This window comes from Venatoribacter cucullus, from assembly GCF_016132445.1.
GTDB lineage: Bacteria > Pseudomonadota > Gammaproteobacteria > Pseudomonadales > Oceanobacteraceae > Venatoribacter > Venatoribacter cucullus.
This window is the reverse complement of the sequence record NZ_CP046056.1, coordinates 1,170,164-1,185,127: the sequence shown is the minus strand read 5'-3', so window position 1 is coordinate 1,185,127 and position 14,964 is coordinate 1,170,164. Positions and strand designations below refer to the sequence as shown.

The 14,964-nt window shown below is 55.4% G+C and carries 10 protein-coding genes; 2 read left to right on the top strand and 8 right to left on the bottom strand.

What is annotated here, in order from left to right:
- Nucleotide 1 precedes the first annotated feature (1 nt).
- Nucleotides 2–2,473 (top strand): 7TM diverse intracellular signaling domain-containing protein, encoded by a 2,472-nt coding sequence (locus tag GJQ55_RS05685; RefSeq protein WP_228346545.1) that lies wholly within the window; start codon nt 2–4, stop codon nt 2,471–2,473.
- 29 nt (nt 2,474–2,502) lie between these two features.
- Here GJQ55_RS05685 and GJQ55_RS05680 read toward each other — a convergent pair whose 3' ends face one another.
- The 8 genes from GJQ55_RS05680 to GJQ55_RS05645 form a co-directional block, all read right to left on the bottom strand.
- Nucleotides 2,503–2,772, bottom strand: a complete 270-nt coding sequence (locus GJQ55_RS05680) for a hypothetical protein (RefSeq protein WP_228346544.1) — start codon at nt 2,770–2,772, stop codon at nt 2,503–2,505.
- Between the two features lie 357 nt (nt 2,773–3,129).
- Nucleotides 3,130–5,172, bottom strand: coding sequence for an NADPH-dependent 2,4-dienoyl-CoA reductase (locus tag GJQ55_RS05675; RefSeq protein WP_228346543.1), 2,043 nt, complete (start codon nt 5,170–5,172; stop codon nt 3,130–3,132).
- A 171-nt stretch (nt 5,173–5,343) separates the two neighbouring features.
- Nucleotides 5,344–6,438 (bottom strand): iron-sulfur cluster carrier protein ApbC, encoded by a 1,095-nt coding sequence (gene apbC / locus GJQ55_RS05670; protein ID WP_228346542.1) that lies wholly within the window; start codon nt 6,436–6,438, stop codon nt 5,344–5,346.
- Nucleotides 6,439–6,540: 102 nt separating this feature from the next.
- On the bottom strand, nt 6,541–7,740 hold the full coding sequence (locus GJQ55_RS05665; protein WP_228346541.1) for a substrate-binding periplasmic protein: 1,200 nt from the start codon (nt 7,738–7,740) through the stop codon (nt 6,541–6,543).
- Nucleotides 7,741–7,798: 58 nt separating this feature from the next.
- On the bottom strand, nt 7,799–9,430 hold the full coding sequence (locus tag GJQ55_RS05660; RefSeq protein WP_228346538.1) for an ABC transporter ATP-binding protein: 1,632 nt from the start codon (nt 9,428–9,430) through the stop codon (nt 7,799–7,801).
- Nucleotides 9,431–9,438: 8 nt separating this feature from the next.
- Nucleotides 9,439–10,821 carry an ABC transporter permease gene (locus tag GJQ55_RS05655; RefSeq protein ID WP_228346537.1) on the bottom strand — a complete coding sequence of 461 codons (1,383 nt, stop codon included), beginning with the start codon at nt 10,819–10,821 and terminating at the stop codon, nt 9,439–9,441.
- A complete protein-coding gene (locus tag GJQ55_RS05650) occupies nt 10,818–11,795 on the bottom strand; it encodes an ABC transporter permease (RefSeq protein WP_228346536.1) in 978 nt (325 codons plus the stop codon). The genes GJQ55_RS05655 and GJQ55_RS05650 overlap by 4 nt, the downstream gene beginning before the upstream one ends.
- A 9-nt stretch (nt 11,796–11,804) precedes the next feature.
- Nucleotides 11,805–14,015, bottom strand: a complete 2,211-nt coding sequence (locus GJQ55_RS05645; protein WP_228346535.1) for an ABC transporter substrate-binding protein — start codon at nt 14,013–14,015, stop codon at nt 11,805–11,807.
- Between the two features lie 360 nt (nt 14,016–14,375).
- Here GJQ55_RS05645 and rsxA point away from each other — a divergent pair, with 360 nt between their 5' ends.
- The gene (rsxA, locus tag GJQ55_RS05640) at nt 14,376–14,957 is read left to right on the top strand and encodes an electron transport complex subunit RsxA (protein WP_228346534.1); all 582 of its coding nucleotides are present in this window, start codon (nt 14,376–14,378) and stop codon (nt 14,955–14,957) included.
- Nucleotides 14,958–14,964 lie beyond the last annotated feature (7 nt).

Sequence of the window (14,964 nt, the reverse complement as noted above, 5' to 3'; positions counted from 1 at the left end):
TATGACTTTGCACCGCTGCTTTATTCTGCTGCTGACATTGCTGCTCAGCCCCATGCTGCTGGCGTCCGGCCTTACTGCTGAACCAGACGCTGAACAGGAAGCGGTGCCCGCCGCACCACCCCTGCTAACCCTGAACAACCCCGGTGACTACAGCACCGGCCTGCACAGCCTGTGGCTGGAAGATCCGGCAGCAGAACTGGATGCCAGCACGGCCATGGCCGCCAGCGGCTGGCAGCTCAGCGACCGCGACAGCCTGAACTTTGGTTTCAGCAATTCGGTATTCTGGCTGCAACTGCCGCTGCAGAACCTGACCAGCCAGCCCGACTGGGCACTGTGGATTCATTACTCGCTGCTGGATTTAACCGAAGCCTGGCTGTGTCCGCAGCCGGTTACTGGCATAAGCCAGTGCCACTATCAGCAAAGCGGCGATCTGCAGCCGTTCAGCAGCAACCGTGCCATTGACCATCCCAACACCATCCTGCCGTTGCTGCTGCAACCCCAGCAATCTTATGTACTGCTGTTACGGATAAAAACTCAGGGCACCTTTCAGATTCCGGCCAATCTTATGGATGCCGATACCCTGCAGGACAAACTCCTTACCAGCAACCTGCTGCGTGGCGGCTATTACGCCACCATGATTGTGATGGGGCTGTATAACCTGTTTATTTTCTTTTCTACCCGTGAACGCAGCTATCTGTATTACTCGGGTTTTGTGTTGTCGTTCCTGCTCTTTCACATGGTGTACGAAGGCTCGGCGTTCCAGTTCTTCTGGCCCGATGTCCCGCGTATTAACGAATTTGCCCTGCCGATATTTTTTGCCCTGAACATGCTGATTATGAGCCTGTTTGTGCCGAATTTTCTGGCCCTTAAACAGCACAGCGCCGGTGCCTTCCGTTTATTCCGGGTCTACAGCGCGCTGATACTGGTCAGCGTGTTAATGCTGCCGCTGCTGCATTACCAGGCTATGGTGCAGATTCATAATCTGCTCAGCATTACCCTCACGGCTTCGGCGCTGGTGGTGGGCATCCGCTTCTGGGCCCGCGGCCATGCTGCGGCACGCTATTTCACCATTGCCTGGGCGGTACTGATTACCGGCCTGATTCTGGCCAACAGTCGCAGCCTGGGGCTGATTCCAACCAATGTTTTCACCCTCTATGCCTACCAGATCGGTTCCTTTATGGAGGTGATTCTGCTGTCACTGGCGCTGGGCGAACGCATTATGCAGCTGCAGAAAGATCAGCTGAAAGCACGTCAGGAGTTAATGCAAAGCCAGGAAGATGCCATTCAGTATCTGCGTGACTATGAAGATCTGTACCAGAATTCTTTAACCGGCAAATTCCAGCTCGACGGCGAGGGTTATTTCAGTAAAACCAATCCGGCCTGGCGCACCATGCTGGGCTATACCGAGCAGCGTTACTTCAATGCCGATAATCCGCGCTTTAACAGCCTGTTTACCGATGCGGCAGAGCGCAAAGCCTTCTGGAAAAAACTGAAAGAAAATGGCCGGGTACAGGCCTATGTCGTCAGCATGACCCAACCGGTAACCGAAGAGCGCATTATGGTGTCGCTGACCATGCGCAAAGGCAGCAATGCCGAAAATGCCGCCTTGTTTGGCTCGGGCCAGGATGTGACCGAGGATTATCTGAAAGAACAGGCGCTTATTCAGCTGCAGAAAGAAAAAACCCAGTCATTGCGCCAGCTGGTGATGGGCATTGCCCATGAAATGAACACCCCGCTGGGCAATATCCGCATGGCGGAAACCTTCCTGAACGATAATAACCAGCACTGGACACTGGATGAACAACAGCAGCATCTGCGCCAGGGGCTGGAATTTATTCATAACGGCACCGAGCGTCTGAATGAACTGAACCAGCTGATGAAAAGTGCCGTGGTGCAGGAAAATCAGTACGCCGGCGAACTGTTGCTGTTGCGCCCATGGTTGCAGAACTGGCAACAGGAACATCAGAAACAGGATGAAAAACTGCAGTTGCGTACCGCCGTTCACAGCTATCTGGTTGACTGGCCAACCTACCCGGAAGCCTTACAGATTGTGCTCGACCAGCTGTTGGAAAACTCCTGCATTCACAACCAGGAGCTGCACGAAGCCGGTAAGCTGAAAGTGACTGTAGAATTCCGCGAGCGCGGTGATTACCTGGAACTGCATTATCGCGATAACGGTAAGGGCGTGGATAAAGACCAGCGTGATGCCATCTTTATGCCCTTCTATACCACTCGCCGTACCGTTGCCCGCCACAAGGGGCTGGGGCTGTACCAGACCTATAATCTGCTGACCGAGTTATTACACGGCCATGTGGAATGGCTGGATACCGAAGAAGGTGGGTTTGCCCTGATGGTGCGTTTTAATCTGCCACTGCCAGAACGCAATACCCCGGCGGAGCCACAACCGGTTACCGATCTGGTTCAGCAGATTACCAACGATAAAGACAAAAACGACAACGGGCACGGCGAATAACGCGGTGCCCGTTGGTTATTTAACGGCAATTATTCTGCAGTGGTTACCGCAGTTTCTTCAGCCGCGGCTTCAATCGCTTCTTCAGCAGATTCAACCGCCGCTTCGGCGGTTTCAGAGGCTTCAGCAGCCACTTCGCTCACCGCTTCAGCAGCATCAGCAGCCGCTTCTTCAACCACAGCAGCGGTTTCAGTAACAACGGCTTCCGCTTTCTCAGAAACCTGAGCGGCTTGTTCGTTGTTGCCACAGGCAACCAGGAATAAGGAAGACAGGGTCAGGGCAGCAATAGCAAAAATACGCATGGTTTTCTCCACAAGAAAATAATTAAGAAAAAAGTATTCAGGCACAGGGGTCTGCACCCTGTAACAGACTGTAACCATGCCCGCCGCAGACAGCAACCGCTATCCCTGTGACAGGCGTAGCAAATTCTCCTGTTTGTTCACAGAATACAGACTATTACCGGGTGAAAGAGCTGCCGGGGGCCCGACAGCGAAGCCATACTATGCCTGCCCTGAAGGAAAAAACAGGGGCTCTGGCGGGAAAATTTTTTTGCGCCGGCCTATTGATTTTCGTTTTTCTGTGCCGTTTCTGCCGGAGCATAAAAAAGGCCGTTTCTGTCCGGAAACGGCCTTAATTATTTGCAGAATGTCCGGCTTTTTTTACAAGCTGGCCGCTAATTCGCTGGCCAGTTTAATGGCGCGCTTGGCATCCAGTTCTCCGGCAAATTCTGCCCCACCAACCAGATGCAGACCAAAGGTTTTGCTCTCATCAGCTTTCAGGGTTTCATGCAGTTCGTTAACCGATACCTGGCCGGCACAAATCACGATGTTATCGACATCCAGTACGCGCTGGCTGCTGTCTTCACCTTTGGTAATGGTGATGTGCAGGCCCTGCTCGTCGATTTTGTCGTACGACACACCGCCGATCTGTTCCACGCCTTTCATTTTCATCACCGCACGGTGTACCCAGCCGGTGGTTTTATTCAGGCCTTTGCCCAGTGATGACGCTTTACGCTGCATCATAATGACTTTGCGCGGTGACGCTTCCACTTCCGGCTTCATCAAACCGCCGCGGGTGGAGTTGGTAATATCCACGCCCCACTCTTTCATCCAGGCATCCAGATTCAGCGTGGTGGATTCACCTTCGTGGGTCAGGTATTCACTGATATCAAAACCGATACCACCGGCGCCCATTACCGCGACGGTTTTGCCCAGCTGCAGTTCTTTATCCAGCACTTCCTGATACGACAGCACTTTCGGGCTGTCGATACCCGGAATATTCGGCATACGCGGGGCGACACCGGTGGCAATAACCACTTCATCAAAACCACCGGCTTTCAGCTCATCGGCGGATACGCGATGGTTCAGCTTCAGGTCGATGCCGTGCTTGGCAATCATGGCGTTGAAATAACGGATGGTTTCTTTGAATTCTTCTTTGCCCGGAATTTTCGAGGCGTAGTTGAACTGGCCGCCAATCTCGCCACGACCTTCAAAAATAGTCACGTTATGGCCACGCTCAGCCGCTACCACGGCACAGGCTAAGCCCGCCGGGCCAGCACCCACCACCGCCACTTTTTTCGCCTGGGTTACCGGCTTGTACACCAGTGTGGTTTCGTGACAGGCACGCGGGTTAACCAGACAGGACGCACGTTTGTTTTCAAAGGTGTGATCCAGACAAGCCTGGTTACAGGCGATGCAGGTATTGATTTCGTTTTCACGACCTTCTGCCACTTTTTTCACCCAGTACGGGTCAGCCAGCAGCGGCCGCGCCATGGAGACCATGTCGGCTTTGCCGGCAGACAGAATCTCTTCAGCGGTATCCGGCATATTAATGCGGTTTGAGGCCACTACCGGCACGTTAACAGCCGCTTTGACTTTGGCAGTAACATCAGCAAAAGCGGCGCGCGGTACGGAGGTAACGATGGTCGGCACACGGGCTTCGTGCCAGCCGATACCGGTATTAATTAAGGTAACGCCGGCTTTTTCCAGCTCTTTGGCCAGAATCAGCACTTCTTCCATATCGGAGGCTTCTTCCACCAGATCCAGCATAGACAGACGGAACATGATGATGAATTTTTCGCCCACTTCAGCGCGCATTTTACGCACAATTTCCAGCGGGAAACGGATGCGGTTTTCGTACGAACCACCCCATTCGTCAGACCGCTGGTTGGTGCGTTTGTTAATCATCTGGGTAATGAAATAGCCTTCTGAACCCATAATTTCCACGCCATCGTAACCGGCTTTCTGGGCCAGCTTACCAGCGCGCACGTACTGGTCGATGGTTTTATAAATATCGCGCGAGCTCAGCTCTTTCGGCTTAAACGGGTTGATCGGAGCCTGAATGGCTGACGGCGCCACGTTGAACGGGGTGTAGCCGTAACGGCCGGCGTGCAGAATCTGCAGCAGAATTTTGGAGCCGTTTTCGTGTACGGCATTGGTCACTTTACGGTGAAACGGCACCTGCCAGCGGCTGATCATTTTCGAGCCGAATGGCAGTAAATCGCCACGACGGTTGGGTGAGAAACCGCCGGTTACCAGCAGGCCCACACCACCGCGGGCGCGTTCGGCAAAGTATTCAGCCAGCTCGTCAAAATGCCACGGACGGTCTTCCAGGCCGGTGTGCATAGAACCCATCATCACGCGGTTTTTTAAGGTCGTGAAGCCTAAATCCAGCGGCTGCAGAATGTGGGGATACTTGCTCATCAGGTTGCTCTCACCAGTCGGTTATCTGTTGTTATAGCGGGCTGTCTGTTAGCGCAGCCCTTTACGAATGACCTGCAGTTTACCCGGCCTGACCGGCCGGTAAATGATCGTACTTAGCAATGTAATGACTATTAGTGACACAAGCCAGTGACACGGGCACCAGATTCTCCGTTACTCGTCACTGACTTCAATGGTGGGTATGGCGTCGCTTTGCGCTGCCTGCCGGGCCAGTGCCACGGCCAGCCGGCGGGCGGCGTGGCGGTACATCATCGACACTTCCGAGCAGTCATCAGCCGCCACCACCGGGGTACCGGCATCGGCCTGCACACGGATGTATTTGGATAACGGCAGCGAGCCCAGTACTTCGGTGTGGTAGGTTTCAGCCAAACGCTCGGCGCCGTCTTCGCCGAAAATATGCTCGGCATGCCCGCAGTTGGAACAAATGTGCATGCTCATATTTTCGATCATGCCCAGCACCGGAATATGCACCTTGCGGAACATTTCCACGCCTTTTTTGGCATCGGCCAGGGCAATATCCTGCGGGGTGGTAACAATAACGGCGCCAGACACCGGGAATTTCTGGCTTAACGTCAGCTGAATATCACCAGTGCCCGGCGGCATATCAATAATCAGGTAATCCAGTTCGCCCCACTGGGTCTGGGTGAGAATCTGCATTAAGGCACCGGACACCATCGGGCCACGCCACACCATCGGCGTACTTTCGGTAATCAGGTAGGCCATCGACATGCTTTTTACGCCGTGCGCTTCAATCGGCACAAACCATTTATTGTCGATGGTTTGCGGGCGGGTACCATCGGCCACGCCCAGCATAATGCCCTGGCTGGGGCCATAAATATCGGCATCCAGCAGGCCTACTTTGGCACCGTCTTTGGCCAGTGCAATGGCCAGGTTCACGGCGGTGGTGGATTTACCCACACCGCCTTTACCGGATGCCACCGCAACAATATTTTTCACATTGGCAATGGCTTCCACGCTGTTCTGGCGCTTATTGGGCTGCACGGCCCAGCGGATGTTAACGGTCGCCGTGTGGCAACCATCCAGATTTTCCAGCGCCGTCTGCAGCAGTTGTGCCACGCCGCCTTTGAGAAATTCAGACGGATAATCCAGATGAATATCCACCGCCACCTGCGCGCCGGTAATGCGGATATCGCGCACGCAACCAGCGCTGACCAGATCGGTATTCAGATAAGGATCGGTGTAAGCCGCCAGTGCGGCTTCAACCTGAGAACGGGAAAGATCAGACACGACAGAAACTCCTCGGCATACATCCGCCAACAACATAAACGACGGAATTGTACGCTGCAGCGGCGGAATTACCACCGCCACAAAGCCCCAGCAATGGCAGGGCTATTGGCTGCGGCGCAGCGCGTGCTCTGCATCCAGCCCCAGCACCACCATCCCTTGCCGCGGCCCTTGTTCCGGCACCGGCCAGGCAACTTTGATCTGAAACGAACGGGCCGATTCATCGTATTCAATCGGGCCAATCCACAGCGGCTGCTGCTGCACCACCAGCTGCTGGTAGGCCTCTTCATCCGACTGGTCAATATCACTGGTTGGCAGGCTCTGGGCCAGGTTGATGCCCTGAGCACCGGTAATATAAATTTCCCGGATCAGCCCTTCAGACTGCTGCTGCAACTCCCGCAACCAGGCCGATATCGGCTGTTGCTCTACCCGCTCCAGCAAAGGCCCGCTGCCGAGCTGTGTCTCACCGACCCACTGTTTATCCAGCGCCATTTTGGCTGCCACGGTCAGAACTCCCAGGCGTTTGTTCTCCGCTTGCAGGGCCGGCAACAGCCGGCTGGACGGCAGCTGCGGCTGCAATGTGTCCTGCAGCTGCTGACGAATGCGCTGTTGCTCTGTGTCACTGAGCTGCAGTGCCGCCGGGGCGCAACGTTTTAGCTGGTGATTAAACTGGGCCAGGAATTGCGGATGGCGACCAAGAAAATCATGGGAAAAATAAATACCCAAGGGCATGTAATGGGAAAATTCGGCGCGGAATTCAGTGGCGGGCAGTTTCATGCTGTGCAGTTGTTCCTGCACCACCAGCTCATCGCCCAGAAAGGCATCAATACGGCCACGCTGCAGCAAATAAATAAGCTGTTGCATGGAGTTTACTTCCACCGCGGCATTCAGGCCCTGGCGTTTTAACCAGCTGGCCGCATTGCTGGAACGTATCACCCCCAGGGTTTTGCCCTGTGGCTGAAAAATGCCCTCACTGCGGTGGTACCAGTGCCATTTTTCCAGCGCAAAAGGCGCAGACATGGTGGCCAGCCGGTCGAGTGCCGGCTCGGGAGTGGCGGTAAAAATACCGTCCGAGGCTTGCTGGCGCAGGTCTTCCACCGCTCTGGCCCAGGGCAGCAGGTGAATATCATAAGGCCAGTCCAGCCGCCCCATCACACAACGCAGAATATCCACCGATACGCCCGACAATTCACCATTGACCAGAAACTGATAAGGCGGGGATTGGGTGGTACGCAGTTGCATGGTTTCTGTGGCCTGCACGTTAACCGTGCAAACTGTCAGCAATAAGAGTAATCCGTAACGCATACCTGCCTCCGGCTGTTTTCGCTTGCCTCAGGGTAGCAGGCAGAAACAGGCCTGTTGCTCAGCCATTAGCAGGATCCAGCAGCCTGGGTACCGAGGCCAGCAGCTCACGGGTGTAGGTATTTTCAGCAGCGGTCATAATAGTTGCTGCCGGCCCCTGCTCGACAATACGGCCGTCTTTCATCACCGCCACGCGATGAGCGATCTGCGGAATGATGGACAGATCGTGGGTGATAAACAGATACGCCAGCCCCAGTTCCTGCTGCAGTTGTTGCAGCAACGCCAGTACCTGCCCGCGAATGGACACATCCAGCGCGCTGGTCGGCTCATCGCAGATAATCAGCTCCGGCTCCACCGCCAACGCCCGGGCAATGGCCAGACGCTGGCGCTGGCCGCCGGAAAACTCATGCGGATAACGGTCTAAATGCTCGGGTAATAACCCTACTTTTTCCAGCAGCGTGCGGGCGCGCTGTTCACGGTCGGCGTCATCGTTACCAACACCCAGCGCCTGCATACCTTCGGTAAGAATATCGCGCACACTGAAGCGCGGATTCATGGACGAAAACGGGTCCTGAAAAATCACCTGAATTTTTTTGCGTAGTGGCAAAAATTCTTTGCTGCTCAGGGTATCAATGCGCTGGCCGGCAAAATGAATGTCACCCCCCGCCAATGGTTCCAGCGCCAGAATCGCCCGACCGGCGGTGGATTTTCCCGAACCGCTCTCACCCACCAGCGCCAGCGTTTCACCGCGGCGGATATCCAGACTGATGCCATCCACGGCGCGGGTGTAATCTTTTACCCGCTGCAGAATGCCGGCACGCTGGGCAAACCAGACTTTGACATTCTGCAAACGCAGCAACGGCTCATCGTCAGCGGCGGTTAAAAACCGCGAGGTATCCGGCAACGCGGCCAATAACTGACGGCTGTATTCCTGCTGCGGGGCGCGGAAAAAATCGGTGGCACGTTCCTGTTCAATAATCTGGCCATGACGCATCACCGCCACATGGTCGGCCATTTCTGCGACCACGCCCATGTCGTGGGTAATCAGCAGAATGGCCAGCTGGCGCCGGCGGCGGATATCGTTCAGCAGGCTCAGGATCTGTTTCTGAATGGTCACATCCAGCGCGGTGGTCGGCTCATCGGCAATCAGTAACTGCGGTTCACAGGCCAGCGCCATGGCAATCATCACCCGCTGTTTCTGGCCGCCGGATAACTGGTGCGGATACCAGTCGATGCGCTGCGCCGGATCGGGAATTCCCACTTCCTGCAACAGCGCGGTCACGCGCTGGCGCAGTTCAGTACCGCTTAACCCCTGATGCCACTGCAGCACTTCGCCGATTTGTTTGCCGATGGTCTGCACCGGGTTCAGCGAGCTTTGCGGCTCCTGAAACACCATCGCTACCTGGCGGCCGCGCACATCGTTCATCTGCCGTTCGGTGAGAGCAAAGACATCGGTATCGCCCAGGGTGACCGAACCGGCACGAATGGCTAAGACATCCGGTAACAGGCGCATGAGTGCCAGTGAGGTAATGGATTTACCCGACCCACTCTCGCCCACCAGAGCCAGAATTTCACCGGCTTTCAGACTGAAGGAAATATTCTGTACCAGAGGCTGTGCCTGTGCCGAATGCTTGCCCGGCAGCACCTCAATACTTAACCCCTGAACCTGCAGTAATGCGTTGGATTCCGTCATGATTTACCTCAGCGCGAACGGGGGTCGAAGGCATCGCGGACGCGATCGGAAAACAGATTCGCCGCCAGCACCAGCACAAACATAAATACAAAGGCCGACAACACCGGCCACCACACCACCGGCTCACGCGACAATTCGGCCCGGGCTTCGTTAATCATATTGCCCCAGCTGGCCATCGACGGGTCGACGCCCACGCCGATGTACGACAGCACCGCTTCCGCCAGAACAAACACACTGAAATCCAGCACCAGCGCAATCAGCACAATGTGCATGGTATTGGGCAGAATATGGCGGAAAATAATCCGCGGTTGGCTGACACCAAAGGCCCGCGCCGCCTGCACGTAATCAAGCTGGCTGACCTTTAAGGTTTCGGCACGTAATAACCGGCACAAGCCGGTCCAGCTGGTTAAGCCCAGAATGAAACACAGGGCCAGGAATTTAAAATCGGCGCGCACCGCCGTTAAATTAAATTCCTCGGGGTGGGTTTCGATATACACATCGATTAACAGCACCGAGGCGGCAATTAACAGGATGCCCGGAATGGAACTTAAGGTGGTGTAAATATACTGCACCACATCATCCACCCAGCCACGGAAATAGCCGGCTGAAATTCCCAGCACAATGGCCAGCGGCAGCGTCAGCAGCGTGGCTAAGGTACCGATCAACACGCCGGTACGGATGGCTTTGATGCTCTGATACAGCACATCGTGGCCGACAATATCGGTACCGGCCAGATGATAATAGCCACCCAATCCCAGCACCCAGCTGCTGCACACCAGCAGTAAGGTGATGGTTAAATAGGCACTCCACCAGGGTAAGGTGCGGCCACTGTCCGGATAACGCCGACGCCAGAATATATGCAGGCCAATCAGCACCGCACTGCCCAGCAAACCCAGCACAATGGACTGCAGGCTGCGCCACAGAATATCGGCAGCCTTATCGGCATCGTCACTTAAATGCTGGCCGCCGTGACGCAGGCGCGGAAAATCGCGGTAGACCGTACCGTCGTCGGTTTGCATGTTTTCCTTGGCGAAGGAATACAACGACAGCGGTTCGGAGTAGGTTTTTTCATCGTGGCGGCGTAAATCCTGCAGCACCCAATCCAGTACGCTGCGCACATCCTGGCTGTAATGCACGCCTTCCTGTTCATCCACCGCCGGCAAGGGTTCGCGGTAATGAATGGAATCCAGCAAGGCAATCAGCACATAAAACAAAATCACCACAAAGGAGGCCATACCGGCGCGGGATTCAAACACCGCGCGCCAGCGCGCCCGGGCTAACGGATTTTTGCGCAAATGGCGGAAAAACAAGCCGATGCTCAGCACCAGTACCGCAATCAGCACATCGCTCCACAGCAGAACGGGTTTAACGGAGAGCCAGTTTTCGATCATGACAGTCGCACCCGTGGATCAGCCAATGTGTAGGAAATGTCGGTCAGAATCAGACCCAGGATGTACAGCACCGAACCCAGGAACACCATGCTGCGCACAATGGCAAAATCCTGCGATTGAATAGCGTCCAGCGTATAGCTGCCCAGCCCCGGAATACCGAAGAAAGACTCCATCAGCAGGCTGCCCATAAACAGCGACGGAATCACCACCACCACGCTGGTTAAAATCGGAATCAGGCCGTTGGGCAGAATATGGCGGAACAACACCGCCGTTTCGGAAATGCCTTTGGCACGGGCAGTACGCACATAATCTTTACTGGCTTCTTCCAGAAATAACGTGCGGTATAAGCGGGTGCCGCCACCGATACCGGCAATCACGCCGATCAGCACCGGCAGAATCAGGAAACGCCAGGCATCGGCCCCGGCCAGATAGCCGGAAATCGGCACCAGATGCCAGAGTTTGGCAAAGAAATATTGCCCACCCAGAATGTAGAAAATGCCGGAGATCGACAGCAACGCCACGCACAGCACCATGGCGGCGGTATCAATGGCGGTGGCACGGAACATCACCACAAACAGCGCAAACACAATGTTCACGGCAATGCCGATGATAAAGGTCGGAATGGCCAGTGCCAGGCTCGGCCACATGCGCTGGGCAATATCCGCTCCGATCATGCGCCCTTCATCCGAGCGGCCAAAATCGAACACAAACAAACGCACGGATTTTTCAAAAAAGATGGTGTCGGTGAGAACGCCCTGACTGCCCTCGGTGGTATTCAGAAACAGCGGTTTGTCGTAACCGCGCTGCGCTTTCCATTGCTGAATGGCTTCTTCGGTAACGTGCTTGTCACCCAGTTGCACCCGCGCCATCTGGTCGGGGGTATTCACCATAAAAAACAACGCGAAGGTTAACAGGTTCACCCCGATCAGAATCGGCACGGCATACAGCAGGCGGCGGATAATATAAGCAAGCATCACAAATCCTCAGTGGCGCGCGGCCGCAATACGTTGTTGCTGACGGCGACGCCAGGCCAGTACACCGGGCACTACAATAATCAATATCACCACCAGCACCAGACCCAGCGGCCACAGTACCGGCTGGTTCCATTGCTGCTGTTTCTGCTGGCGTAAATCCGGATCAACGGCGTAATACTTCAGCACACTTTTGCTGATGCCATGGGGCTTGGTATTGCGCACCCATTGGTTGTTCAGCACATAAGAATGCGGATGCCAGCTGGACGCCCAGGGTGTATCGCGCTGCACAATATCCAGCATGCGACGGATAATCTGCAGACGCTCCGGCGAGTCTTCCATCAGCTGCATTTTATCGAACAGACGGTTGTATTCCGGGTTATCGTAGTTGGCCGAGTTCACCCCGCTGCCGCCGGTTTTTACCTGGCTGTTAGGGCCGTGTAATAAAAACAGGAAATTCTCGGCATCCGGATAATCCGCCAGCCAGCCCCACTGAAACAGCTGCGCATTACCCGCCGACATTTTTTCTTTAAAGCGGTTGTAATCAGTGCCCCGGATATTCAGCTGAATACCCAGCTTACGGAACTGGCGGATCATCCAATTCTGGATGGCGGTGCTGCCGCCGGTGGTGGTGTCCAGATTCAGCACCAACGGCTCACCGGTGCGGGCGTGACGGCCACCCGGATAGCCGGCTTCGGCCAGCAGTTGTTTGGCAGCATCGAGTGATTTCCGCTGCGGCTTGCCGTTTACCCAATCAAATACGTACGGGTTAATACCGGCTTCACCTTCCTGGTAACCGAAAATTCCCGGCGGAATCGGGCCCTGTGCCACTTCGCCACGGCCATTGGCAAAAATCGAGATCATTTCGTACTGGTCGTAAGCAATGGCAATGGCCTGCCGCAGCTTGCGTTTGCGCGCGCGTTCAGCCGTCGTGCCGGTATCGCCCACCACCGGATCGAGCATGTTAAAGCCCAGATAATAGGTGCCCAGCACCACTTCTTTTTCCAGCGTTACGCCGCGGCTGGTCATATCGTCGCTCAGGCCAATGCCATCGGCACTGATACGCACCGCCTGATCGAAGCTGTCGCTGCCGATACCGGAACGGTCGTAGTAGCCCTGCATAAATTTGGTCCACAGCGGAATGGCTTCTTTTTCCAGCCGGTACACCGCTTTGTCGATCAGTGGCAGGGGTTTACCGGCATCGGCCAATAAACCCGCTTCTGCATCGCCTTCTGCGCCCCCGGACGGATAAAAATCGGCGCGGAAATTCGGATTGCGTTCCAGAATAATCACTTCGTTAGGGTTGTTGCGCGTCATCATGAACGGGCCGGTACCCACCGGATACCAGTCGAGGGAAATATTGCGCTGCGCCAGCCCTGGTTGGTGATAAAAAATATCCACTTCCACCGGAATGGGGGCAAAGAAATGGAACGCCAGCCAGTATTTGAATTGTGGGTATTTGCCGCGTAAGCGGATGCTGAATTCGTACGGCCCCTGCTGTTCCAGCCCGGCAAACGGAATGGTGCGTAAATCCAGCCAGGCGCCTTTGCCCTGTTCCGCTTCCAGCTGCTCCCGCGCGGTCGTTACCTGCCCGGAAAATTCTTTCATGCCAACGATGTATTCGCTCAGCAAACCGCGCAATGGCGCCAGTAATTTGGGGTCAGCCAGGCGGCGGATCTGGTACAGGTAATCCTCGGCGCGCAATTCCTGCGTACCGGTGTGGGTAAAATCAGCGATGGTGGAAAATGCCTGCGCTTCAGCGGCGCTGTTAAACCGGTATACCGGCTCGCCCTTTTCATTACGGGCAAAGGCCGGATGCGGCTGGTACACAATGCCGGGCTTAATGGCAAAGTGATAGGTGCTGAAGGCCACCGCCGGCGAATCCGCCGCCACCTCGTTGCCATTGGCATCGCTGTAGCGGATATCCGGCATCGCCGTCAGGGTATTGGGAATCAGCTCGTAGGGCCGCTTCAGGTAGTGATAATCCAGCGGCGGCTCGTAAATCTGATCGATAAAGCGCGATTCATCCGAACTGTAAGAACGTGCCGGGTCCAGATGCTTGGGCCGCTCGGCAAAGTTGGAATAGAGAATATTCTGGCCGCTTTCCGCCTGTGGATGCGGGTTATTCCAGGCCTGCTCACTGCAACCGGATAACGGCAACCAAGCAGCAGCCGCCAGTATGGCCAGCCAGCCCCTGCGCCCCAATGTGCCTCGTAATGTCATGACGTACCGATGTTCCCGACGGGAATCCTTGTTGTTATTGGGCCGGCGCCGCAGCGCTGACCAGTGCGTCGTTATGACCGCAGAGTGTGCCAAGATTTCCGGTCCCTGCAAGCCTTTCCGGCGGCCATACAATATGCCTGGCTATTTATATTGATGATCTGCATCAGCATAACGCCGGCCAATCGCGCTATGCTGCGCCAGCGAGCGGCATAACGGGGGTTGCCGGTGTAACAACGGCTAAGCTTATTCCAAATAGTATTAAGCAATGCAGAAAACCTCCTTGTATGAAATAACACAGTTTTGGGATAATGCGCGCCCATTTATTCACCCGATTCTGACTGGACACTGGCGGAACCCCTGATGAGCGAATACCTGCTGATTCTGGTAAGCACCATTCTGGTGAACAATTTCGTGCTGGTGCAGTTTCTTGGCCTGTGCCCCTTTATGGGCGTGTCCAACAAACTGGAAACCGCCATCGGCATGGGCGCCGCCACTACCTTCGTGCTGACGCTGGCGTCGCTGTGCAGCTACCTGGTGTACACCTACATTCTGCTGCCGTTCGACCTCGCCTACCTGAAAACCATCAGCTTTATTATGGTGATTGCTGTGGTGGTGGGTTTTACCGAACTGGCCATCCGCAAAACCAGCCCGCTGCTGTACCGGGTACTGGGGATTTTCCTGCCGCTGATTACCACCAACTGTGCGGTACTGGGCGTAGCCTTGCTTAACATCAAACGCGATAACAGTTTTGTCGAATCCATCCTCTACGGTTTTGGCGCCGCCGTGGGTTTCTCGCTGGTGATGGTGCTGTTTGCCGCCCTGCGTGAACGGGTGGCGGTGGCCGATGTGCCCAAACCCTTCCAGGGTTCTTCTATTGCCATGCTCACTGCCGGTCTGATGGCGCTGGCGTTTCTCGGTTTCACCGGTCTGGTCAGTATCTAGGAGATTC

Bases quoted from the DNA above. Each gene is read 5' to 3' on its own strand.
- GJQ55_RS05685 (WP_228346545.1), top strand. From the start codon at position 2: ATGACTTTGCACCGCTGCTTTATTCTGCTGCTGACATTGCTGCTCAGC.
- GJQ55_RS05680 (WP_228346544.1), bottom strand. From the start codon at position 2,772: ATGCGTATTTTTGCTATTGCTGCCCTGACCCTGTCTTCCTTATTCCTG.
- GJQ55_RS05675 (WP_228346543.1), bottom strand. From the start codon at position 5,172: ATGAGCAAGTATCCCCACATTCTGCAGCCGCTGGATTTAGGCTTCACG.
- GJQ55_RS05665 (WP_228346541.1), bottom strand. From the start codon at position 7,740: ATGCGTTACGGATTACTCTTATTGCTGACAGTTTGCACGGTTAACGTG.
- GJQ55_RS05660 (WP_228346538.1), bottom strand. From the start codon at position 9,430: ATGACGGAATCCAACGCATTACTGCAGGTTCAGGGGTTAAGTATTGAG.
- GJQ55_RS05655 (WP_228346537.1), bottom strand. From the start codon at position 10,821: ATGATCGAAAACTGGCTCTCCGTTAAACCCGTTCTGCTGTGGAGCGAT.
- GJQ55_RS05650 (WP_228346536.1), bottom strand. From the start codon at position 11,795: ATGCTTGCTTATATTATCCGCCGCCTGCTGTATGCCGTGCCGATTCTG.
- GJQ55_RS05645 (WP_228346535.1), bottom strand. From the start codon at position 14,015: ATGACATTACGAGGCACATTGGGGCGCAGGGGCTGGCTGGCCATACTG.
- rsxA (WP_228346534.1), top strand. From the start codon at position 14,376: ATGAGCGAATACCTGCTGATTCTGGTAAGCACCATTCTGGTGAACAAT.